Origin of the sequence: Oceanobacillus limi (genome assembly GCF_900111445.1) — a bacterium.
In the GTDB taxonomy this organism is placed as follows: Bacteria; Bacillota; Bacilli; order Bacillales; family Amphibacillaceae; genus Ornithinibacillus; species Ornithinibacillus limi.
On sequence record NZ_FOHE01000001.1, the window covers coordinates 327,150 to 351,575 of the forward strand.

General features: G+C 36.8%; 21 protein-coding genes. 13 read left to right on the forward strand and 8 right to left on the reverse strand.

All coding sequences use genetic code 11. The features are described from left to right. Positions 1–49: 49 nt before the first annotated feature. Together BMX40_RS01855 and BMX40_RS01860 are read right to left on the reverse strand one after the other, a co-directional pair. Entirely contained in the window at positions 50–3,202 is a 3,153-nt protein-coding gene (locus BMX40_RS01855; RefSeq protein ID WP_090866253.1) for an MMPL family transporter, read from the reverse strand. Between the two features lie 15 nt (positions 3,203–3,217). After that, the gene (locus BMX40_RS01860; protein ID WP_090866255.1) at positions 3,218–3,649 is read right to left on the reverse strand and encodes a MarR family winged helix-turn-helix transcriptional regulator; all 432 of its coding nucleotides are present in this window, start codon (positions 3,647–3,649) and stop codon (positions 3,218–3,220) included. A gap of 474 nt (positions 3,650–4,123) precedes the next feature. On the opposite strand from BMX40_RS01860, the gene BMX40_RS01865 reads away from it, so the two are divergent. The 3 genes from BMX40_RS01865 (at position 4,124) to BMX40_RS01875 (ending at position 7,335) form a co-directional block, all read left to right on the forward strand. Continuing rightward, on the forward strand, positions 4,124–5,122 hold the full coding sequence (locus tag BMX40_RS01865; protein WP_090866257.1) for an ABC transporter substrate-binding protein: 999 nt from the start codon (positions 4,124–4,126) through the stop codon (positions 5,120–5,122). 147 nt (positions 5,123–5,269) lie between these two features. Continuing rightward, complete coding sequence (locus tag BMX40_RS01870; protein WP_090866259.1) at positions 5,270–6,127, forward strand: ABC transporter permease; 858 nt, start codon at positions 5,270–5,272, stop codon at positions 6,125–6,127. Continuing rightward, positions 6,127–7,335: a quaternary amine ABC transporter ATP-binding protein gene (locus BMX40_RS01875; protein WP_090866261.1), complete on the forward strand. Its 1,209-nt coding sequence runs from the start codon at positions 6,127–6,129 to the stop codon at positions 7,333–7,335. The genes BMX40_RS01870 and BMX40_RS01875 overlap by 1 nt, the downstream gene beginning before the upstream one ends. Positions 7,336–7,366: 31 nt before the next feature. Here BMX40_RS01875 and BMX40_RS01880 read toward each other — a convergent pair whose 3' ends face one another. The 5 genes from BMX40_RS01880 to BMX40_RS20070 all read right to left on the reverse strand — a co-directional run bounded on the left by BMX40_RS01880 (position 7,367) and on the right by BMX40_RS20070 (position 12,057). After that, complete coding sequence (locus BMX40_RS01880; protein WP_090866263.1) at positions 7,367–8,500, reverse strand: Ger(x)C family spore germination protein; 1,134 nt, start codon at positions 8,498–8,500, stop codon at positions 7,367–7,369. Continuing rightward, on the reverse strand, positions 8,497–9,612 hold the full coding sequence (locus BMX40_RS01885; protein ID WP_090866265.1) for a GerAB/ArcD/ProY family transporter: 1,116 nt from the start codon (positions 9,610–9,612) through the stop codon (positions 8,497–8,499). The genes BMX40_RS01880 and BMX40_RS01885 overlap by 4 nt, the downstream gene beginning before the upstream one ends. An 8-nt stretch (positions 9,613–9,620) precedes the next feature. Further along, positions 9,621–11,132 carry a spore germination protein gene (locus BMX40_RS01890; protein ID WP_090866267.1) on the reverse strand — a complete coding sequence of 504 codons (1,512 nt, stop codon included), beginning with the start codon at positions 11,130–11,132 and terminating at the stop codon, positions 9,621–9,623. A 197-nt stretch (positions 11,133–11,329) separates the two neighbouring features. Continuing rightward, the gene (locus tag BMX40_RS01895; RefSeq protein ID WP_090866269.1) at positions 11,330–11,884 is read right to left on the reverse strand and encodes a beta-class carbonic anhydrase; all 555 of its coding nucleotides are present in this window, start codon (positions 11,882–11,884) and stop codon (positions 11,330–11,332) included. Positions 11,885–11,913: 29 nt separating this feature from the next. Then, a complete protein-coding gene (locus BMX40_RS20070; protein WP_170840636.1) occupies positions 11,914–12,057 on the reverse strand; it encodes a hypothetical protein in 144 nt (47 codons plus the stop codon). Between the two features lie 691 nt (positions 12,058–12,748). Between BMX40_RS20070 and BMX40_RS01900 the strand changes: the two genes are divergently transcribed. From BMX40_RS01900 to BMX40_RS01920, 5 genes are all read left to right on the forward strand, one after another. Next, positions 12,749–14,500, forward strand: coding sequence for an ABC transporter ATP-binding protein (locus BMX40_RS01900; RefSeq protein WP_090866439.1), 1,752 nt, complete (start codon positions 12,749–12,751; stop codon positions 14,498–14,500). Next, entirely contained in the window at positions 14,500–16,533 is a 2,034-nt protein-coding gene (locus tag BMX40_RS01905) for an ABC transporter ATP-binding protein (protein WP_090866271.1), read from the forward strand. The genes BMX40_RS01900 and BMX40_RS01905 overlap by 1 nt, the downstream gene beginning before the upstream one ends. A 24-nt stretch (positions 16,534–16,557) precedes the next feature. Next, a complete protein-coding gene (locus tag BMX40_RS01910) occupies positions 16,558–17,382 on the forward strand; it encodes a S1 family peptidase (protein ID WP_090866273.1) in 825 nt (274 codons plus the stop codon). A 237-nt stretch (positions 17,383–17,619) separates the two neighbouring features. Further along, entirely contained in the window at positions 17,620–18,345 is a 726-nt protein-coding gene (sigI, locus tag BMX40_RS01915; RefSeq protein WP_090866440.1) for an RNA polymerase sigma factor SigI, read from the forward strand. Continuing rightward, positions 18,342–19,505 (forward strand): anti-sigma factor domain-containing protein, encoded by a 1,164-nt coding sequence (locus BMX40_RS01920; RefSeq protein ID WP_170840637.1) that lies wholly within the window; start codon positions 18,342–18,344, stop codon positions 19,503–19,505. The genes sigI and BMX40_RS01920 overlap by 4 nt, the downstream gene beginning before the upstream one ends. Before the next feature lie 53 nt (positions 19,506–19,558). Here the strand turns inward: BMX40_RS01920 and BMX40_RS01925 are convergent, their stop codons facing one another. Continuing rightward, positions 19,559–19,795, reverse strand: coding sequence for a YhdB family protein (locus BMX40_RS01925; protein ID WP_090866277.1), 237 nt, complete (start codon positions 19,793–19,795; stop codon positions 19,559–19,561). Positions 19,796–19,967: 172 nt separating this feature from the next. Between BMX40_RS01925 and BMX40_RS01930 the strand changes: the two genes are divergently transcribed. From BMX40_RS01930 to BMX40_RS01955, 5 genes are all read left to right on the forward strand, one after another. Then, the gene (locus BMX40_RS01930; protein ID WP_090866279.1) at positions 19,968–20,642 is read left to right on the forward strand and encodes a YhcN/YlaJ family sporulation lipoprotein; all 675 of its coding nucleotides are present in this window, start codon (positions 19,968–19,970) and stop codon (positions 20,640–20,642) included. A 299-nt stretch (positions 20,643–20,941) separates the two neighbouring features. Continuing rightward, a complete protein-coding gene (locus tag BMX40_RS01940) occupies positions 20,942–21,580 on the forward strand; it encodes a class I SAM-dependent DNA methyltransferase (RefSeq protein ID WP_090866283.1) in 639 nt (212 codons plus the stop codon). Between the two features lie 18 nt (positions 21,581–21,598). Then, on the forward strand, positions 21,599–22,060 hold the full coding sequence (locus tag BMX40_RS01945) for an S-ribosylhomocysteine lyase (RefSeq protein ID WP_090866284.1): 462 nt from the start codon (positions 21,599–21,601) through the stop codon (positions 22,058–22,060). A 17-nt stretch (positions 22,061–22,077) separates the two neighbouring features. Then, positions 22,078–23,001 (forward strand): PLP-dependent cysteine synthase family protein, encoded by a 924-nt coding sequence (locus BMX40_RS01950; RefSeq protein ID WP_090866286.1) that lies wholly within the window; start codon positions 22,078–22,080, stop codon positions 22,999–23,001. Positions 23,002–23,020: 19 nt separating this feature from the next. Beyond that, entirely contained in the window at positions 23,021–24,154 is a 1,134-nt protein-coding gene (locus BMX40_RS01955; RefSeq protein ID WP_090866287.1) for a bifunctional cystathionine gamma-lyase/homocysteine desulfhydrase, read from the forward strand. Positions 24,155–24,426 lie beyond the last annotated feature (272 nt).

Below are 24,426 nucleotides of genomic sequence, written 5' to 3' on the forward strand. Positions count from 1 at the left end.
ATGAGTACCACAAAGAAAAGGACGCTCCACATGGAACGTCCTCGTTTACTTATTTTCGTTTAAACGGCCACCAATTTGCATTTCCAAATAGTCTTACCATGATTGGTATAAACAATGGAAGCATCACCAGTGCATATAGGAATAATCCAATTAATACGACTGTTGCGATTTGCAAAATAGATAATACGCCTGATGGAAGCATTGCTCCAAACGTACCACCTAAAATCACAGCAGCTGAAATAATGACCGTTCCCATATTTTTCATTGCTGTAAGCATGGCTTCTTTGATACTCACATCACGGTATTCGTTGAAGCGATCCATGAGGAAGATACTGTAATCAATCCCCAATGCTGTTAACATGACAAAGGCGAAGAATGGTACAGCCCATGTTAAGCCGTCATATCCTAAGATGTTTACGAAAATTAATTCACTAAATGCCATAGACGTAAAGTAGGTTACAACAAGCGAACCGATTAAATAAAGAGGCATAATGAGTGATTTTAGCAAAATAATTAAGATAATAAAGATACCAGCAATCATAAAGATTACCGTTCTTGAATAGTCTGCATCAGACACATTTTGTAAATCGTTGTTGGTACTACTAATTCCGCCTAGTTTTGGATCACTAGATTCGAAGATTGTATCCTTTTTGGCTTCATCTGCTTTTTCTTTAATCGTATCAACCATCATTAATGCTTCTGTTGAATACGGGTTATAATCAAGTACGACGTCAAAGGTTACAACCTTTTTGTCGTCGGAAAGATACATGTTTGCACCTTCCATGAAATCTTCATTATCCATCGCTTCCTCAGGGATAACAACAGCCGGATTGGTTTTATCGGTTTCAAATTCTGACAGATAGCTTTCCACCTCTGTTAATCCGTCATCGATTTGATGTAAGCCTTCCGCACCTTCATGTAGCCCATCGGATAATTCTACGAGTTGATCTTGCATGTCAGCAAATGCTGTTTTTAACTCTTTTTGACCATTATGAATATCCGTTAACCCTTCTTGTAAACCAGGGAAGTTATTGATTACTTCACTTTGGCCATTTGCTGCTTGATGTAAGCCAGATTGTAATTCATCTACTCCTTCTATTAGTTCAGCGAGACCATTTGATAATTGCTCTTGGCCAGCAATGGATTGCTTTAAGCCTCCGTTAAGCTCACCTAAGGGTGCAATTACTTGATCTTGTAGGACACGCTGTGCTTCAGCTAATTTAGCGAGTTCTTCCTTTATCTGTTTGATGCCGTCAATTACACCATCGGTCTGCCCAATCGCAGTTTGATAAGCAGTTACAAATGCTTCATCCTGTTGTAATTCAGGAGTTGCATCAATAGCTGTTTCGTACATTTGGTCTATATTTGATTTGGATCCTTCTAATGTCTGAATCATCGCATCTAAATCGTCTGGATTTATGGAATTGTCACTACCGAAATCCTGAAGCCCATCAGCAATAGCTTGATACCCATCCAATAGTTGTTTATTTGCAGCGATGCTTTGGTCAAGGTTGTCTTTGATCGTTTGTAGGTTTGTTTTTATTTCATCTGCTCCAAGTGCACCTGATTCGATGCCGTCATGGATTTGTTGCAGTGCTTGTTGTATTTCACCGATTCCGTTATTTGCTTCCTGGGTTCCAGTCATAAGCTGATCGACACCATCTTGAGCATCTTGTAGCTGTGGTTGTGCATCATTTAGCTCATTGGAAGCTTCACGTAAACCTTCTTCAATTTCTTGAATTCCATCGGTACTCTGTCCAATTCCATCGGATAATTGTCCGGTAAAATTATCTACTAAAAAGTCTTCAATAATACTACCAGTTGGACGAGTAGCACTGCGCACCTCTTTGACACCTTCCAATTTGGCAATCGATTGTGAGATGGACTCGATTTGTTGAAATTCCTCCGCCGTATCAACTACATCTTCAGCTTCCATTACAATTGTTGTTGGCATTGTTTGTCCTGGGCCAAAGCTATCAGAAATATAATTAAAGCCTTGAACGGAGTCGTATTCATCCCCAATTTCTTCAAGTGAATTATAGGATTTATCCCCATCATAAGAAAGTAATGCAGGAACGGTAATGACAGCAACGATTAGCAACGCAATTAGCGGTCTTCCCCATGCGAGATTACCTGCTGCTCCCCATATTTTACTCTCTTTATGAGAGACATTTTTATCAAATGGCCAGAACAACTTCTTCCCTAAAACAACAAGGAAAAAAGGAACAAGTGTCGTTAATGCGATTAAAACGACAGCTACCCCAATCGCAACTGCAACAGCGGATTGGTATAAGGAAAAGGTCGATAATCCGATGGTTGAAAACCCGATTAATACGGCTAAACCAGCAAAGAATATCGTTTTACCACCGGATTGATAGGTTGTCAATACGGCGTCCTTGATCGAATCCTGTTTTGCTACTTCCTCTTTGAATCTACTAATTAGAAGAATACAGTAATCCGTACCGATTCCAAACATGACTGCAACCATAAAAATTTGTGTAAATGTAGATAAAGGAAAATCTATTGTATCTGCTAGAATTGATACAATTCCTTGAGCTGCTAAATAACTAATCCCAACGGTTAATAACGGGATAAATGGAGCAACAAATGATTTAAATACAATAAACAGGATAATTAAAATTAATCCCACCGTTATGATTTCAGTCTTTTTAAGTCCTTCTTCGGAATTTGTAATAATATCTTGTGAGATATAGGTTTCCCCGGTTAAATAATGATCAACCTGGATCGCATCAATGGTATTATATATTTTCTCACGCGATTCGTCGATTTCCTGGTTTGCCATAGAAACCTGGAATGGAACAATAATTGTTGTTCCGTCTTCCGATACGGTTTGGTCCTCAATTGCTGGGTCATCCGTGAATTTTAGTATATCTGAGATGGCAAGTTGATTTTCATTTTCTTCGAGTAATTCGATCGCCTTAACGATTTCATCCTGATCAGACTGGTCTAATCCAGCCTCATCATGGAAAACGAGTACGGAACTTGCTAAATCATCTGTTCTTTCATCGGACATACTTTCTATTAATTGCTGTGCTTCTACAGAAGGGGAATCCTCTGGTGCTGCTATTTGTCCTTTTTCACGGACAAGCTCTTGTAAGTTTGGAGCAAGGATAAATAAACCAACCGCCACTAAAATCCAAGCAGCTGCAATGATCCAACGAAAGCGTATAATTTGTTTCAATTTGTAATCCTCCTTCTATTTGTCTTCCATGTTGTTAGATAATCTTTCTAATAGGTTAATAAACATGGAAATCTCGTCTTGGCTAAAATCCTTTAGGTACTTTTCTAATTCTTCGTGCAACGCTTTCTCGGTAAAATTGACAAATTCAATACCTTTTTCCGTAACAATTAAATAAACAACCCGACGATCTTTATCATCCCGTTTCCGTTCGATGAGTTCCTTATCAAAAAGACGGTTTATTTGTGCAGTGACAGCACTTTTTCCAATTCCAAATTCATGGGCAATGTCGGAACTCGTGCATCTATCATGCTTTCGAATATAATTTAGTGTACTAAATTGATCCGTCGTAATATCTGAATGAATTTTTTCTTTTAGAATAATATTCACCCTGCGATAAATGGAATTCATGGCTGTTTGGTGTCGATCGACCATTTCTTTTAAATTCATGTAGAAGATACCTCCAATCCGTTTAAAAAGTTCACAACATGAATAGTTCAATAAGTGAACTATTATATCTTACCTACTCCATCATAAATAATCAAGTAGGAGCTTTGATGGATATAATTTACAGATTTATCATCAAATTACGAGAATTATAGAGTTATAACGAGTATTTATGGCAATAATGGCATTTCTTGTTATTTATATACGTTAAATAATTCGTCTTCCGTAATAATCTGCTTATATCGTTGATTAGCGCATTTGATATAAATCGACATCTTCGATAATCTTATTAATGTTGCATTCATGATAAATTTCTTCGCGATCATCTTTTTTCTTCTTCAATTTTTCACATGTCCAAACCATCTATTCAACATTTATATTATTCTTCTGTTTTAATGTCTTAATTATTTTGTGATCTGAAGTTTTATTATTCATGGAAATGCTACATAAGAAATTTAAAAAAAGGGAGAGGTCAACATGAAAAAAATAGTTATTCTTTTAAGTGTCATGGTACTAGCTATTCTTGCAGCATGTAGCTCAGATTCAAGTGCAGACAAAGAACTTGAAACAATTATTTTAGCTGATGCTGGTTGGGATAGTGTTCGTGTTCATAATGGAATTGCTCAAACAATTATTGAAGAGGGTTTTGGTTATGAAACAGAAGTAACAGCAGGTTCAACTGCAGCAACCGTACAAGGGCACCGCGATGGAGATGTTCATGTCTACACCGAAATTTGGACAGATAATATTAAGGAAGTATATGAAGAAGCAATCGAAGAAGGCGACTTTGAAAAAGTATCTGTAAACTTTGATGACAATAACCAAGGACTATATGTTCCAACGTATGTTATTGAAGGAGATGAAGAACGCGGAATTGAACCAGTAGCTCCAGATTTAAGAACTGTGGAAGATTTAAAGGACTATCCAGATGTTTTTGAAGATCCAGAAGACCCAGGTCGTGGGCGTATCATTAATGCTCCAAGTGGTTGGGCCGTTGCTGAGACAATTGACCAAAAATTTGAAGCATATGGTTTAGACGAAACAATGAATAATTTCATGCCTGGTTCTGATTCAGCAGCAGTTGCTGACTTAGTGGATGCATATGAAGCTGGAGAACCATGGGTTGGCTATTACTGGTCACCAACATTAGTAACAGCAAAATATGATCTAACGTTACTAGAAGAGCCGGAATATGATGAAGAAATTTGGAATGAAACAAGAGCTACAGAATTCCCACCAAACGATGTGGTTGTAACCGTTCATAAAGATTTTCCTGAGCAAGCACCAGATGTATATGAGTTCCTCGGTAACTATGAAACTAGTAGTGAACTAACCGAGGAAGCATTAGTATATATGGATGAAAATGATGCGGATCCAGAAGAGGCAGCTAAATGGTGGATGCAAGAACACGAAGATATTTGGACGAGCTGGGTATCCGAAGATATCGCTGATAAAGTCAAAGATGCTCTAGAATAATATGAAGAGCAGCTGGCCGCTTGGTTGGCTGCTTTTTCTTTCCTCAGGAAGGGAATTCAGTAATTCCTTTTCCCTCTAATATTAATCCAAAAACTTCTTAAAAAAATGTAAAAGAGAGGTGTAAAGGCTGCAACAAGCAGTCTATCTATGGGAAACTTTCCAGATATAACAACCAAAATAGGGGATTACGTTGATAGTCTCGTTGATTTCTTAGATACAACATTTGAAGGTTTTTTTAATCTTATCTTTTTTATCTCATCTCGTACGATTAATGGTATCGAAGAATTACTTATTTGGATGCCTTGGTGGTTCTTCATCTTATTAATTGTTTTATTAGGATGGTATTTCAAATCGATCTTTTCCGGGATACTATACGGATTTTTTATCTTTTTGATAGGAACGTTTGGTTTATGGGAAGATATGATGACCACAATTGCAATTATTTTAACAGCCGTTATTATATGTTTGATCCTAGGTATTCCAATAGGAGTATGGATGGCATTTAGCAAAGGATTTTCAACGGTTATGCGTCCCCTGCTTGATGCGATGCAAACCATGCCGAGTTTCGTATACTTGATTCCAGCTATTTTCTTCTTCGGATTAGGAAATGTATCCGCGATATTTGCGACATTAATCTACGCATTACCTCCTGTTATTCGTTTAACAGAACTTGCGATCAGAGGTGTTGACAAAGAGGTTATTGAATCCGCTCAGAGCTTTGGATCATCTAGATGGCAAATGCTTAAAAAAGTACAACTCCCACAAGCTTTACCGACGATTATGGCTGGGGTTAACCAGACGACCATGATGGCATTGGCGATGGTTGTTATTGCGTCAATGGTTGGTGCGCAAGGTCTTGGTGAACAAGTACTTGTTGCGATTAACCGAATCGATATTTCATTAGGTTTTGAAGCAGGAATTAGTATCGTATTTCTAGCTATTATAATCGATCGTATTACAAATGGTGTTGCTGGCAAATTCCAAAAGCATAGGGGGGTAAGCTAATGTCGACTAAAATTAAACTTGAACATGTCTCCAAAATTTTTGGCCCAAAACCGAAATCGGTAATCCCTATGATAAAAGAGGGAAAGTCAAAAGATGAAATATTAGCGGAAACAAACCATACGGTTGGTGTATATGATGCGTCATTAGATATCAAAAAAGGTGAAGTATTCGTTATCATGGGTCTTTCAGGTAGTGGTAAATCGACCCTTATTCGTTGTTTCAACCTGCTAAATAAACCAACTACTGGTTCAATTTACATTGATGATCAAGATATTGTAACTTCCAATAAGGAACAACTTAAGAAGATTAGGCAAGACAAAATTGCGATGGTCTTTCAACATTTCGGTTTATTTAGTCATCGTACGATTCTTGCAAATGTCGAATATGGCTTAGAGATTAAAAATATTCCAAAAGAAGAACGCAGGGAATTAGCCATGAAGAATATTGAAATAGTTGGGTTAAAAGGATATGAGGATAAATATCCCGATGAATTATCTGGCGGAATGCAGCAACGTGTTGGTCTTGCTAGAGCACTTGCAAATGATCCAGATATCCTCTTGATGGACGAACCGTTTAGTGCGCTTGACCCACTTATTCGACGAGAGATGCAATTAGAGCTGTTAGACATTCAAGAAAGATTACAAAAAACTATTATCTTTATTACACATGATGTCAATGAAGCATTCAAAATTGGTGACCGAGTCGCTGTTATGAAAGATGGTCATGTTGTTCAAGTAGGAACTCCAGAAGAAATCATCGAAGAACCAGCGAATGATTATATCACGGATTTTATTAAAGATATAGACCGTTCCAAGGTCTTCCAAGCAGAGCATATCATGATTAAGCCAAATGCATTGGTTTCTATGAAGGATGGAATCAATGTTGCTATTAAGGAAATGAAGGATAATGGGATCTCTTCTGTATTTGTTGTAGACCGGAGTCGACATGTAAGAGGAATCGTAACGATTGATGATGCCATTTCAGCTGTGAAGGAGAAGAAGACGCTTGAAGATATTCTTCGTGATGATTTCTCCATTGTGAAGAAAGAGGAATATATTAACGATATTATTCCAAAAGCATTAGAATCGAAATATCCGCTAGCAGTTGTTAATGACGAAGAAAAGCTTGTTGGATTTATTTTACGTGTGCATGTATTGTCAGGTTTAGTATCTGAAGATGTACAAGAAAGTGATGAATATTATATATAAAGGAAAAAACTGACCATAAGGTGGTCAGTTTTTATTTATCTACGGTGCCATGACGAATGACTTTTGCATTCACATTAAACTCCACTTTAATATCAGGAAAAATCTTGTGCCATTCTTTTACTCCTAGTTTTCCATCGGGTTGATTAATCCGATAGATGATACCAAAGCCAAAAGGATCGGATCCCATCTCTTGTAACTGGGAAAAAATTTGATCATAGCGCGATGTTATTGCTTTCTGAACTTGCTTTTCTAATTTTTTAACCGCATCAGGCGTACCTAAGTCAATGGATTGAGACGTTTCTAATAAGTTTAAATCAATGGTAATATTAGCGGTGAAGGATAATTTGTCATCCTTTTTTTGAATGATTTTTCCTTTACCGTATTCAATGTTATAAGCTGTATTAAACTTGTCCTCTTCTGGTTCCTGATCAAGTATATCTTTTAAAGGCTCTGTGGGTAGTTCTAACTCGAAGAATCTTCCTTGAATACTTTTTTCCATTAAATTAAATAATTCCATTTCTTTAATGGAGACCTCACCAACGTAGGAATCTTCCTTGAAAATGCCGATCGAGGTAATCTCAGGAACATCAGAATCCCCTATCGAGAAGATTGGTAAGATTGCATCTTTACCACCAAGGTTTATGGTACTTAAAAACTCTTGCAGCGATACCTTGGGAAAGTGATGATCTTGAGCGTTTTCTTCAATAAGACCTTGTAAATATTGGCCAATATTGTTGGAAACTTTGGCTTCATCAGTCATCATGATTTCCTTCGCTTTCGAACGACTTAATGCAAGGTACATTGCATCCGGGATATTTGCATCACGACGTAACGTGTCAAGGTATGGAGATAGTCCTTTTTCTGCAACTTCTACACTATATAAATCTAATTGTAATTTTCCAGGTACAAGCTTGTAATTGGATTCCTTACTTGCATGGATAACAGTTCCTTTAACCGTGTCTCCTTTACCGGAAACAATCTTGGTGAATTTTTGTGATTGTGCTTCAAATTGAAAGATGGACATGGTGGATTCGATTTTTCCATCTTCTAATACATCTACGCCTCTCGTATGGATGATACCTAGTTTCTCTAAATGTTGTGCTTCAATACATCCAGGTAGTATTAGTAACATGATGGCCATTATGAAAAAAGGAATCCGATTCATGTTGACGCACTTCCTTTACGCTTTCTCCATTTCTTTTTAATCCAAACCAATGGAAGGAGGAGTAGTGGGTAAACAAAAACAATCCAAAAACTAACCTTAGCAACAAAGTCGGTAAAAGTCGTAATATGGTGCTCATACTTAACAATACTGACTATGACTAACAAGAACAATGAAACAACATAGAGGGACACACGTTGTGGAACCTTGTACAGTCGTTTTATTCCATACGTGACCCCCCACATGAGAATGACTAAATTAGGTAGAATAACCATAACCCATTCCACGATTACGATATAGTCTAGACGTTCGAAAAACGTTAAAGAGACACTTTTGAATAAAAGTAATACAGACCAATCGACATTTTTTAATGAATTGGGACTGAAATATCCGATAGAAATAACCGTAGTTACAAGGATTAACAAAGTTGTAAAAGCTATTCCAAGAAATACAGGAAGTTTTGCGTTTTTTTTGTTCTGAATAAATGGATAAACTAGAAAAAGAATCTCAAAGCCAGATACCGTGTATGTAGTTGCTCGAGATCCTTTGAGCAATTCTGGAATGGAGGCTTGGAACATGGGCCTTAAGTTTGTCCACTCCATTCTTGTAATTGGATCATAGAGTAAAAATATTAACCAGAAAGATAAGAAAAAAAATAAGAACATGGCACCAACGACGACCCTAAAACCGCCTAATACCGTATAGATGGTCAGCGATAGTAAAACTAACCCGAGTGCTATATTGGGAAAAGTATTGTATAGGAAAATATTTACGACTTCACTGTATGTAAGCATGATGGACAATAAACTTGCCGTAAAGTGTAAAATATAGATTGTACCGAGAATCGTACCAATCCACTTTCCGAAAACATCAAATTGAATACCGAAAATATCTGCATTTTTATATTGCTTGAGAATTGCAAACATCACCAAGACAATTATGGACATAAATACGAATGTGAGAAGAATGGAGACCCAAGCATCTTGTTCGGCTTCCAGGAAAATAAATTTTGGAGCCCCCATGATTCCTACGCCAACTTGAATCCCCACAATAATGTAAAATAAATAAAATGCTTGTATTTGGACGCTGGCTTTCGTTTTTACATTTACATCCATATCGTCACCTACTCATCAATATCACGCTTTTTTGTTGCGTCTTTTTTATTAAACCGAATTAAATCCTTTGGCTTATACGCTTTTGCTCTCTTATTTGTAAAGTTAAATGGCGTACGGTAGAAAACTTTGTTAAAATCTTCCAAACGTAATGGGTATAGAGGCACTAAATATGGTCTACCTAACGACTTTAGTCGTAATAAATGGATAATAAGTAGGGATAAACCAAACATGATCCCTAAAAACCCTAAAAATCCAGCGAGCAAGATTAGTGGAAAACGGATTAACCGTATGGTTGTTCCTAGCAAGTAGCTCGGTACCGTAAAGGATGACAGAGCGCTCATCGCGACAACAATTATTAAAATGTTGCTTGTTAGTCCTGCTTCTACGGCAGCTTGCCCAATAACAATACCACCAACAATACCCATTGTTTGCCCTACTTTTGTTGGTAACCTCGCACCTGCTTCTCGTAATAGTTCAAGTAAAAATTCTAAAATTAAGGCTTCTATTAAAGGTGGAAAAGGAACCGCAGCCCTTGATTGCCCTATGGTGATTAATATTTCCGTAGGGATAATTGTATATTGGAAAGAAACTGCCGCTACATACATTGGGGTAACAATTATAGAAAAGGCCATGGCAAAAAAACGTAATAATCGTAAAAATGTACCTGCTTGCCATCTCATATAAAGGTCTTCGGTAGACTCCAAAAAGCTAAATAAAGTTGATGGCGTCAGAAAACCAGATGGGCTATTCTCGACTAAGATCCCAACTTTCCCTTTTTTTATTGAATAGGTAAACCGATCAGGAAGCTCCGTGTGATCGAATTGAGGAAAAAGATTGTATTGGGAATCCTCTAAATACTGCTTTAAAACGACACTATCTTCTATCTCATCAACATCCAGCTCTTTCAGTCGTTGCCGAAGTGTGTTTACATCTTCCTCATTCGCAATGGACTTCATATAGACTATCCGCACATCATGTGGCATTGTTTTCCCTATTTTAACTTCTTCTAAGACGAGATCCGTTGATTTGATTCTCCACCGAACAATATTCAAGTTGGTTGCTAATGACTCGGTAAAGGAAATTTTAGGGCCAAGTACTAAGGATTCCGTCTCGGCTTTTTCCAACGAACGACTTTCTTTATGTAAAAGCAAATAGGTAAGACTTTCGTTCTCTCCTTCTACATAGATAATCACTTCTCCGATGACAAGTCTCTTTAGAATTTCATCTAGGGAGGAAATCTTCGTAGCTGAGTTTAATGGGATCTCATTTACAATGGAATCATTTGACCATTCCTTTTCCATGTTTAACAAGGGGCCTAACAATGATTCTTGTAACTTTTGTACATCAACTTGATAATCAATAAAAAATATAGCTACTTTTCTTCCTTGTTGTTCATATGTTGAAAATTTTATATCTGGATTGTTTTCAAATTTACTACTAATAACCTTTTCTAGTTCATCTATATTAAGTGGGAAAATGGTATCTCCAGATTTATCCTTGGTTTTATTTCTTTTTCTCATTTATAACCTCCGAAAACGACAACTAATAGTGGTAGTATGTGTAGAAAATATAAACCTATGAAAGAATGGGAGGATTTCGTTGAAATAAAAAAGATGACTCCGGCTATTGGAATCATCTTCTTTCTTTTCTTAAATTAAGAAAGCGAAATTCAGATCTTATTGAGCTCATTTCAAGAATGGCGCTTGCGCTTTTGGTCTTAATCTTCTCTTGTTACAACGTCTACTTTACCTGTGGCAGGATCAATTACGAGACCATGTACTTTGACATAGTCAGGAAGTAAAGGATGGTTACGAATGATATTTACACTTTGCATAACCGATTCCTCAACTGTTTCGAATCCATGAAATTCCTGATGGAAGTCGATACCTGCACTTTTAAGGTTTTGGATGACATCTTCCTTTATTCCTTTTTCAATCATTTCTTCAGTTAGTGCATCCGGGTCAATGCGGGACATTCCGCAATCATGGTGTCCAATTACGGTTACCTCTTCGGCTTTTAAGGCATAGACTGCTACAAGAATACTTTTTGCTATACTGTCAAATGGCTTACGGATGATTGCTCCCGCGTTTTTAAGCATTTTGACATCTCCATTTTGGATGTTCAGTGCTTTTGGTAACAATTCAACTAAGCGGGATTCCATGCAAGTAAAAACAACCATTCGCTTATTTGGAATACTGTCTGTTGTGTACTGTTCATATTCTTTTCCAGCTACAAACTGTTCATTGAATTCTAGCATTTCGTCTAAACGCATTTCTTCAACTCCCTACAGAGAATTAGTGATCAAGGTTCTTTTAATAACGAAAGCTGCTTATAGTTATATTGTGCGACGTAACGAAAGCATTCTGCTGATGGTCGAAATGTAAATCCGTCAGTTGGGTTCTTCTTAAAACCATTGGCTCCAAATAGCGGAATGAGAATCTTCATCAAACACGAAGCGGAAGCTCATTCCGCTAAATGGCCGAATTAATTCGTCAGGAGCGTGGTTTAGGATCCTCTTTCCTTTATTCACTAATTTCAAGCACAATTTTCACCGATTTATAACTAATAGCGGAATGAGGATTCACATACTACCAATATGAACGGTTTATTGGTCATTTAACGGAATCACAATCATCATCAAAAACGAACCGACTCCCAACAGCGGGAATCAAGTTGCTATTACGTCGTAGTTTATGATATAAGCACTCGTCTTTGAAAGAACAACCTATACTAAAAATATAGCAATTTTTGCTGGAGAAACAAAACGTTTTCACTTTAAGTTGCTAAACACGATTAAAAATTTTCAAAAAAACAGTTGACTAGAAATATTCTTAATAATATAATTGTTGAGAATCAAAATTAATCGAAAGGGAGGTTGCAGCAATGTTAAACCAAATTATTATCAAAAAAACGAACTTCATATCGCTTGTGACCTTCATAAAAGAAGTATAGATATTAGGTATTGTACATAATATTTGTCTTGGAAAGGTCACGTCGTTTTGTGGCCTTTTTGTGCTTATAGGGATAGTAGTATTCTCTTTACATCCATCCGTACCAGCATACGTCATAGACGACGTATGCTTTTTTTATGGAGAAAAGAACAGTCAAAACTTAGGGGAACGAGAAGGTGATTTATATGTTTGAAGTATTTAAGAAATTAGATTGGTTTTTCAAACATTATTGGAAAAGGTATACATTTGCAATTATTTCGTTGATTATTGCAAGTGCAATCGGTTTAATTCCTCCAAAAATTGTGGGGTATGCGATCGATCACATTCAGTTTGAAACATTAACAATGAAACTATTGGTATTAATCGTAGTAAGCTATCTTTGTTTAATTGTCGTGCATTATCTCATTTCATTTCTGTGGGATTACACGTTATTTGGTGGAGCGGTTATTTTAGAAAAATGGATTCGTAGTCGATTAATGGACCATTTTTTGAAGATGACACCGACATTTTTCGGTAAAAACAAAACCGGAGATTTAATGGCCAGAAGCACGAATGATTTAAAGGCAATCGCTCAAACAGCAGGTTTTGGAATTTTAACGTTAGTAGATTCAACAACCTTTATGTTCATGCTAATTGCGATGATGGGATTTACAATTAGCTGGAAGCTTACTTTAGCAGCATTAATTCCATTACCGATTATGGCAATAATTATGAATAAATATGGAGCTGCAATTCATGCGCGTTTTACGAAGGCGCAAGCTGCATTTGGAAATATGAATAATGAAGTATTGGAATCCATAAGAGGGGTTCGTGTGATTCGTGCGTTTGTGCAAGAGGAACAGGACCGCCAGCGTTTCCAAACGATGACAGAGGATGTATATGACAAAAATATAGCCGTAGCAAAAATTGATGCGTTATTTGAACCAACGATGAAGGTGCTCGTCGGACTCTCCTATACCATTGGATTAGGATACGGAGCGCTGCTTGTTTTTGAAAATGTTATTACGTTAGGCGATCTTGTCACATTTAATGTTTACTTGGGGATGTTAATTTGGCCGATGTTTGCTGTTGGCGAATTAATTAATGTATTGCAACGCGGAAACGCTTCTTTGGATCGAGTAAATGAAACAATGAATTACGTAGCCGATGTACAGGAGTCAGAAGCCCCTGTAACAGTAAACTCTCTAGATACCATTGATTTTGAAAATTTAACATTTTCGTATCCTGGTACAGAAACAAGTCAACTAAAAGAACTTTCATTACACGTGAAAAAAGGGCAAACAATCGGAATTGTGGGGAAAACCGGAGCTGGTAAAACAACGCTATTTAAATTAATGTTACGGCAATACCCTGGTATTGATGGGAAAATCCAATATGGAAACAAGGCAATTGAAGCGCTTAGTCTCGATCAAATTCGTTCTTGGATTGGGTATGTCCCTCAAGATCAAATGATGTTTTCCAAAACGATTCGAGAAAATATTCAGTTTGGAAAAGCAGATGCCACAGATCAAGAAATTTTTAAAGTGATGGAATTAGCGCATTTCCTTGATGATATGAAACAATTGCCAAACGGATTGGATACTCAAGTTGGAGAGAGCGGTGTTACCCTGTCTGGTGGGCAAAAACAACGGGTAGCGTTAGCTCGGGCATTTATTAAAGATCCAGAAATTTTAATTTTAGATGATTCATTATCGGCAGTAGATGGGAAGACTGAGGCGAAGATAATTGAGCATTTAAGGAAAGAACGGAATAACAAAACGACCTTTATTGCTGCACATCGTATGTCAGCTGTTACACATGCAGATCATATTATTGTTTTAGAAAATGGGCAAATTGTTGAGGAAGGGACCCATGAGACATTAATGAAAAATGGTGGATGGTATAAAGAACAATACGAACAACAGCAATTGGGGAATGATGGGGAGGTGATCTCCTAATGAAGAGGAGGTCAACAGAACGTAGATTACTTGACTATGCATGGCAATTTAAGCGGGGAATTTTGTTTGGAATTGTTTGTTTAGTCATTGCTACTGCACTTGAACTAGCAGGGCCACTAATAGCCAAGACAGTTATTGATGACCATATTCTTGGTATTGAAGGTACCTGGCACGAAGTGAATACTAATGATGATAAGAATACAGTGGAGTACAACAACCATTTTTATAAACGGGAAGATCGATTATTAGATACGGAAGAATCTTTAAGTGTCCATTCGATCTTACAAATCGGAACAGATTACTACTTTTTACCAGAAGAGGCTCCTTTGACGGGGAAACGAACGGTTGAGGATGGTGTGATAACAATTGATTCTCCAGAACGAGAATTAACATACAACGCTGATAAAATTTCGTTATCAGATATATATCAATTCTTCAAACCGGAACAACAACCAATTTTGATGTTGTTAGGGCTATACATGGTCCTATTATTAATTGCAGGTGTTTTTCAATTTTATCAGACCTTTATATTACAAAAAGCTTCAAATCAAATCGTGAAAAAAATGCGTAATGATATTTTTGCTCATACACAACGAATTCCGATCAACTACTATGTTGATCAGCCTGCAGGGAAAATCGTTGCTCGAGTCACAAATGACACCGAAGCTATTCGTGATTTATATGAACGAGTACTCTCTATAATTGTTACAAGTGTTATTTATATGGCCGGTATTTTCGTAGTTTTATTTATTTTAGATGCAAAACTGGCAGCGTGGTGTTTATTACTGATTCCATTAATCATCGTTTGGATGAGGTTTTATAAATACTTTGGTACAAAATATAATAAAGTAATTCGTTCTACGATTAGTGAAATTAATGGAAACATAAATGAAGCAATTCAGGGGATGCCGATCATTCAGGCATTTCGACGAGAGAAAAAAACCAAAGAAGAATTTAATGAGCTAAATGAAAAACATTTTACATTCCAACGAAAATTAGTAAAATTAAGTGCTTTAACCTCTTACAATTTAGTAGGGGTTTTTCGGAACTTAGCCTTTGTAGCATTTATATGGTATTTTGGATCTTTTTCACTAGAGCCTAGTAGTATTATTTCGATTGGAATGCTCTACGCGTTTGTTGATTGCTTAACAAGACTTTTTGAGCCGGTTAATGACATTATTAATCAGCTTCCATTATTAGAACAAGCAAGGGTAGCAGGCGGAAGAGTATTTGAACTGATGGACTTAGACGGCGAGGATGTTGAGAACAAACCAGTGAATCGGTATCGAGGTTCCATAAAGTTTGACAATGTCTCCTTTGCATACAATAAGGATGAATATGTATTAAAGAATATCTCCTTAGAAGTAGCTGCAGGGAAGACAGCTGCATTTGTAGGTCATACAGGTTCAGGTAAAAGTTCGATCATGAATTTATTATTCCGGTTTTACGATCACCAAAAAGGAACGATAACGATTGATGGAATGGATACAAAGGAATGGTCGAGACAGCAAGTAAGAAGTCATATGGGGATTGTACTACAAGATCCATTTCTATTTTCTGGGACGATTGTTTCCAATGTAACAATGAATGATCCCGCTATTACAAGAGAAAGAGCCATTGAAGCGTTGAAAACAGTTGGTGCGGATCGCTTTATTGAAAAACTACCGAAAAAATATGATGAGAAGGTTACAGAAGGTGGTACTACTTATTCCTTAGGGGAAAGACAATTAATATCCTTTGCACGAGCCTTAGCGTTTGACCCAGCTATTTTAATATTAGATGAAGCAACGGCAAACATTGATACAGAAACAGAAACAATTATTCAGCAGGCTTTAGAGGTGCTGAAAAAAGGAAGAACAACGTTAGTTATTGCACATCGTTTGTCAACGATTCAACAAGCAGACACGATTTTTGTATTGGATCGTGGTAAAATAATAGAACAAGGAAATCATGATCGTCTAATTGGTGAAAAAGGAACCTATTATCAGATGTATCAAATGCAGCAAGGCGCAACGCAACAGCATGCCGTTTAATGTTCTACAATTGTGGGGTGGCTTATGGATAAAGAGGATCTCAACAACGATGTCATTGATGAGGATTTATATGAAGAGATTGATGATGAAGAACTTTACGAACTAGTAGAAGAAGAGCGACAAAAGGCTCTCGAGCGAGCTGCTATGGAAAAAATAAGTGGCAAACCAAAGCGTCCCTTCCCGAAGTGGACGTTTTGGTTGATCGCCATTGCTATGTTTATTAATGTCATTGCAGTATTACCACAAACGTTCTCGATTCCAGCTATTGATTTTTTGATTACTTCCGCAAAACTCTCAACACAGGAAGATATTCAAGAATATAAAAAAGCCGTTGTAGTCGTTGAAACTGGTGAAAGTAAAGGGACTGGTTTTTCTATTTCAAGTGATGGCGTTATTATTACCAATGATCATGTCGTAGATGAGCATGAAACATTAACAATCGCATTTCCAGACGAAGGACTTTTCTCTGCAGAGGTTATGGAGTCTTATCCAGAAGTAGACCTAGCCGTGCTAAAAGTAGACGGGGGAGAAGGGTTACCTTATTTGGATTTAGCAGCCGAAGCAAAATTTAAAACGGATGAAGAAATTTCTTTTATAGGTAATCCACTTGCATTTAATGGAATTGCGAATGAAGGCACCATTATTGATTACACGCAATTAAGTGATTGGGATGAACCGGTACTCATGCTACATGCCCCAGTTTATCGTGGCAATAGTGGCAGTCCTGTCATTAATGAAGATGGAAATGTGATTGGCGTTGTATTTGCCACTCTGAAGGACGACACACATGGAAAAGTGGGTTTATTTGTACCTATCGATTATTTTCATAATAGATACCCATCGTCATAAACATGAAGAAGAGTGAAAGGACTCTTCTTTTTTGCTTTATAATAATGCTACCTCACTTTTGTATTCTTTTTTTAAACAAAATGTAATTTTCTTGTGATGGCTCGTAGACAAGCCATGCGTTATATTTTATATATCGTGGAAAATTATGTTCTTAAATAATTATTAGAGCGACACCCATAAGATGATAGTGGGTAGCGAATTTTATAAAAGTCAGGGGTGTTTAGGTTCATGGTAGTAATGAGTGGTGCATTAAGGGACATCCCATTAGAAGAGATGGTTGCAAAAGCTCAAAAAGGAGACGAGTCCATCCAAAATTATCTTTTACAGACCTATAAGCCGTTTATCGCCAAATGTGTTTCGGAAGTTTGCAAAAGATATATTGATCCAAAGCGGGACGATGAATTTAGTATTGGTTTATCCGCATTTAACGAATCCATTAAAACGTATTCTGCTGACAGAGGGTCCTCTTTTTTAACCTTTGCCACACTAGTTATTAAACGTAAAGTGATAGACTATATACGGTATATGAAAAAAGGGCCTACTGCTGTATCCTTAGACGAATCTTATGATGAAGAGCAGATGGAGAATCCAATGGAACTTTCTATTGTGAAGGATAGATACGATAGAGAAGAAGATTCTTGGTATCGGAAGCAAGAAATTTTAGATTTTAGTCAAAAACTCGGCCAATATAAATTATCTCTAGAAGAATTGACGAAGGTATCTCCTAAGCATCGAGACTCAAGGGATACTGCTGTTCGAATTGCGAGAATCTTACAAACGGATATGGAACTTCGGGAATTTGTTATAGAGAAGAAAAAACTTCCAATGAAGGAACTCTCCAAAAAAGTAGATGTAAGTAAAAAAACGCTAGAGCGAAACCGCAAATTTATTTTAGCAATGTTTATTGTGCTAACGGAGGATTATGTCTATCTACAAGATTACCTGAAGGGGGTGGGATGTTGAATAAAGGAATTGTAATGGAGCAGCATCGAAAATATATCATTGTAATGACGGAGGATGGTCTATTTTCAAAAGCGCATCCCATTAGAAACTGTAAGGTAGGCGAAGAAGTGGAGTACGAACCTTACAAGGAAACAAATCGTTTGCTCCATCCACTAGCAATGAAAAACCAGCCATTGTCAATCCGAATGGTTGCTATTGCCTGTATATTCGCATTGTTAATCGTTCCAACCTTTTTGGTAATGAACCAAGATCATACGTATGCTTATGTCGATATTGATATTAATCCAAGTATGGAATTAGAAATTGATAGGGAATATCGTGTCGTAGCAATTAATCCTTTAAATGAAGATGCTTCCACTCTAATGGAAGAATTGGATATTAAGGGGAAAAAGGTTGAAAGAGCCATTGAGATTGTTATCCAGCAAGCAGAACTAAGAGGACTTTATAATATAAATAAAAATGTATTAGTTGGAATTAATAATGTCGAGGGAAATGAAACATCTCTGCTCCATATGATTGATGATCATTTTTCACAAGATAGTGACATCGATTGGAAAATTGTTACAATGCAAATTCCATCGGAGATTCGGAATACTGCTAAAGAATCAGACCAATCCATGAATCAAGCATTAGCAGAGTCAATAGAAGAAGATAGGCTCCTAGATGAAATGGCTGATTCGGTATCAAATGATGAGCAAGAAATTATCAACTCTTTCTATCAGGAACAAAATGGTTCGGAGGAAGAGATGGAGGAAGTCAGCATCGATGAAGTATCTTCGGATAGTGAAGCGGATGAATCCAAAGTCTCTGAAAAGGATATGGAAGACAAGGATTCGAGCGATATGGAGCAGGATAAGGTGGATAATGAACTCCACCCAAGTAAGTTAAAAGGGAAAAATGGGGAGTTGAATTCCCAGAAAAAGAATAAGCTAAAGAAGGAAAAAGAGACCCCCGGGAATAAATTAGGGAAGAATAAAGGGAACCATAAACATAAATTTAAGGGGAAAAATAAACAAAAGTATAAACACGAAAATAATTCAAAGAAGAAAATGGAACAAGAGAAACAAAAAGGGCAAAATAAAAGTAGAGGTAACCATAAACATCATTCAAAGAAAAAAGATGGAAAAAGAAACAACAACTCGGAAAAGAAGAATAAATGAAGAGGAATGCATTTGGATTGAATGCATTCCTCTTTTTTTAGGAAGTAGTTATCCTATACTTCCATTATTGCTGTTGGTGTGTGTTTCATCGCATGGTCTATATAATATAGAAGGTTATCGTGTGATGATAATATTTTCTGTTCGTCTATTGAATAGTGGTAAGCGTGTAAAAACTGCTGTATTTTTTTGGATAATAAATCATCATTTGTGCGCACCATTAAAACGAGTAAGTCATCCCATTGACCCCATAACGTATAATATAACGCTTTGTCATAATCTGGTATATCCATAAATTCCCCTCCTTAAATTCAAGGGTAATTATAGCTTCCCCGTAATATATATATATTTACTTAAACAAAAATGGTGTAGTTACCAATATAAGGTTTACATTTTGTAAAAGAATAAATGAGTATACGTGAAACATACTAAAATTACATCATGTAAAGGAGGTAGAATGCTACGATGAAGTGGAAACTTATAACGATTGTAAGTGCGTTATTTTTCGTCCTAGCAGCATGTCAAGCAGATGATGAAGCAGGGCAACGATTAGATGACAACAATAACAATATCGAGCAAACTCGTTTTGGTAATAAAGATTTAGCTGATGATAGAAATTACACAATGGATCGTGATATCGAAGAACGTAATAACAACAATATTACAAATACACGAAACCAGGATAATGATGTAAACTATAACGATGGTAAAGATAATAATGCAGATGAAATGGACAATCAGGCTCATAATTTAGACCGAAATGATCGTTATGATGTGGCGGATGAAGCTGCGGATCAAATAACGGATCAAATTGATGAGATTGATAATGCCTATGTACTAACAACAGATAATAATGCGTACGTTGCTGCTGCTTTGGATAATGAAAATGCACAAACGAATAACCGCGTAAATAATAATAATAATCGTGGTGATGAACTAACGAATGAAGTGAAAAATGAAATTCGTGATATCGTTCAATCGGTAGACAATGATATTGACAATGTTTATGTGTCAACAAATCCCGATTTTGTTGATCTAACGAATAATTATGTCCGTGACATGAACAATGGGGAACCAATTGAAGGGTTCTTTGACCAAATGGGAAATATGATTGAACGCTTATTCCCTCAAAATCGATAATGGCTGTAAAAACGAGTGCTCCATTTTATAGGGTGCACTCGTTTTTTAGTTCTTGATCGTGGAGGAATGAAGACGTGAATATAGCGAGAATGAGGGAGGGAGAAATGTCTCTCATCAAGGGAATGAGACCAAAGACACAATATGAGAAATACTTCCTTTATAAGGCAATTATTTACCATTTCCCAAATGACAGTTTAATATACCCATTTTTGCTAAAAACTTTAACATATGATATAGTCAAACATATAATTCGTATTAAACAGAGTTGAAAACTATGAATTATATTGGAGATGAGTTTAATGGGGCGTGAATTTTTAGATATATTTGAAGAATGGGCAGAGGAATATGATCGAAGTGTGACTGGTCATGATCCACAATATGAAGCTGTTTTTGCGAATTATGATGCGATATTAAACGAAGTTACAAACGAATCATTTGGAAACGTATTGGAATTTGGAGTTGGTACGGGAAATTTATCTCAGAAATTGCTTGATGCAGGCTTAGGAGTAGTAGGAGTTGAACCATCACCAGCGATGCGTGATATCGTAATGGAGAAAATCCCAGATTTAAACATCATGGATGGGGATTTTATTTCATTTCCAAAACCACCAATGAAAATTGATACAATCGTAAGTACGTATGCTTTTCATCATTTAACGGACGAGGAAAAGGAAGTAGCTGTTAAGCAATTTTCAAATATGCTACCGACGAATGGAAAAGTAGTATTCGCAGATACAATATTTGCATCCAACCAAGTTAGGAAAGATATCATTGCAAATGCACATGCTAAGGGATATGTTGACTTAGTGGAGGATTTGAACCGCGAATATTATACAACAATAGATGTGTTAAAAGATATGTTTGAACGACATCATTTCATGGTATCATGGAAGCAAATGAATGATTTCGTTTGGATTTTGATAGCAAATAAGAAATAAGGTAGAGGAGAGGTTTTAATGGAGAAAAAAATGAACGTAGAAAGCTTCAATTTGGATCATACAAAAGTGAAAGCACCATATGTTCGATTGGTAGGTGTTACAGAGGGAGCAAAAGGTGATAAGGTTTACAAATATGATATTCGCTTTAAACAACCGAATAAGGAACATATGGAAATGGCTGGATTGCACTCTATCGAGCATTTAATGGCTGAAAATATTCGTAACCATATGGATAATGTATTGGATATTGGGCCAATGGGATGTCAAACCGGTTTTTATTTAGCCATATTAAATAATGATAATTTTGATGAAGTATTAAATACTTTAGAAAAAACGTTACAAGATGTATTAGAAGCAGATGAAGTACCGGCTTGTAATGAAGTACAATGTGGCTGGGCTGCTAACCATAGCTTAGAAGGTGCGAAAGAAATCGCAAAAGCAATGTTAGCGAAAAAAGATGAATGGCATGAAGTCTTCTAAAACGTGAGGGGAAAAGAATGACTATTTATCATTCCATAAAAGAACTGGTTGGCGAGACACCATTATTGGAGCTTACTCACTTTCCGTTACCAGATGGTGTCCGTTTGTATGCCAAATTAGAGTTTCTTAATCCAGGTGGAAGCGTCAAAGATAGGCTAGGTATAGAACTAATTGAGGATGCGCTCAACCGTGGCCAAATCAAACCAGGTGGAACGGTTGTTGAACCAACTGCTGGGAATACAGGGATTGGCTTAGCTATTGCGGCCAAAGAAAAAAAGTTATCGGTGATTTTTTGTGTCCCAGAACATTTTAGTAAAGAGAAACAGATGATCATGCAAGCATTAGGAGCAAAAATAGTGCACACACCTAGGGAAGCTGGAATGGTAGGAGCTATTGAAAAGACAGAGCAACTGCTAAAAGAAATTCCCAATAGTTTTTCTCCAAAGCAGTTTGAAAATCCTGCTAATCCAACCGCTTATTATAAAACGTTAGCTCCTGAAATTTGGCATGATTTAGATGGTAAGGTTGATGTATTTGTAGCTGGTGCAGGTACAGGTGGTACATTTATGGGCTGTGCCAACTTTTTTAAGGAAAAGAATTCAGAAATAAAGACGGTTATTGTGGAACCTGAAGGATCTATTATTGCAGGTGGTGAACCCGGTCCTCATCGCACAGAAGGAATAGGGATGGAGTTTTTACCTTCGTATATGAATACGTCTTTTTTTGATCAAATTTATACGATCACAGATGATGACGCATTTGATATGGTTAAACAGCTTGCTGAAAAGGAAGGTTTGCTAGTAGGTAGTTCCTCTGGTTCAGCGATGGCTGCGGCGCTACAAGAGGCGAAAAAAGCAAAGCCGGGTACAACCATTGTGACGGTATTTCCAGATGGCAGTGATCGATATTTAAGCAAAAATATATACCCAACAATTGATTAGGGTAGCATGAGGTGAAAATATGCGAGCAAAAACAAAAATGATACATGGCGGAATTACAGGTGATGATAAAACAGGTGCTGTTTCTGTACCAATTTATCAGGTAAGTACGTACAAACAAGATGGGGTAGGAAACCATCGTGGTTTTGAATACTCGAGAACTGGTAACCCAACAAGACATGCGTTAGAAACTGTTATTGCTGAGTTGGAAAATGGAAAAGCAGGATTTGCATTTGGTTCTGGTATGGCAGCGATTACATCTGTGATGATGCTGTTTAATTCAGGTGATCATATAGTTATGACAGATGATGTATACGGTGGGTCCTACCGATTAACTACAAGTGTATTAAATCGTTTTGAATTAGGGCATACGTTTGTCGATTCCAGTGATCCTGAAAAAGTAGAGGCAGCTATAACGGAAAATACGAAAGCATTATATATTGAAACACCTACAAATCCATTATTAAAAATAACGGATCTAAAGAAAATGGCAGAAATTGCGAAGAAAAATGATTTACTATTAATTGTTGATAATACCTTTGCAACACCTTATTGGCAGCAACCACTTGATCTTGGTGCAGATATTGTACTACACAGTGCCACGAAGTATATTGGTGGTCACAGTGATGTGGTAGCTGGATTGGTTGTTGTTAATTCGGATGAATTAGCTGAAAAAGTTCATTTTATCCAAAATTCGGTTGGTGCTGTATTAGGACCGCAAGATTCCTGGTTATTAATGCGTGGAATAAAAACCTTAGCACTACGTATGGAAGCAATTGAGGAAAATACGAAAAAAATCGTTGCTTTCTTACAAGAACATAAGCAAGTATCCATCATTTATTACCCAGGGCTAAAGGATCATCCCGGTCATGAAGTAGCTGAGGAGCAAACCAATGGACATGGTGGAATGATTTCTTTTGATGTAGGTAGCGCTGAACAAGCGGAAAAAGTTCTTGAGCGTGTCAATTATTTCACGCTAGCTGAAAGTCTTGGTGCTGTAGAGAGTTTAATTTCCGTCCCGGCAAAAATGACCCATGCATCCATTCCAGCTGAAAGAAGAGCTGAATTAGGAATTACAGATGGTTTGATTCGTGTATCCGTTGGAATTGAAGATGCAGAAGATCTTATTGAAGATTTAAAGCAAGCAATGGAATAAAATAAAGGCAGACTGATTGGTGACAGCTATGTCACGAGCCACACACATTATCATTCTAAAATTGTAATTGCACTGTGCAAATTCATATATGAGTTTGCACAGTGCGATTTTATTGTTGTCTCAAAATTTCACTCTAATATTCCTATAAAATTGTTGCGCATTATAAACGATGATGAGATGCTGATATCTTTTTCCTTTTTAGTTTGATTGGTTATACGTTGATGCGATATTTTTTATTTTGATATAAGAACCTTTGAAATTGTACTTCAGGA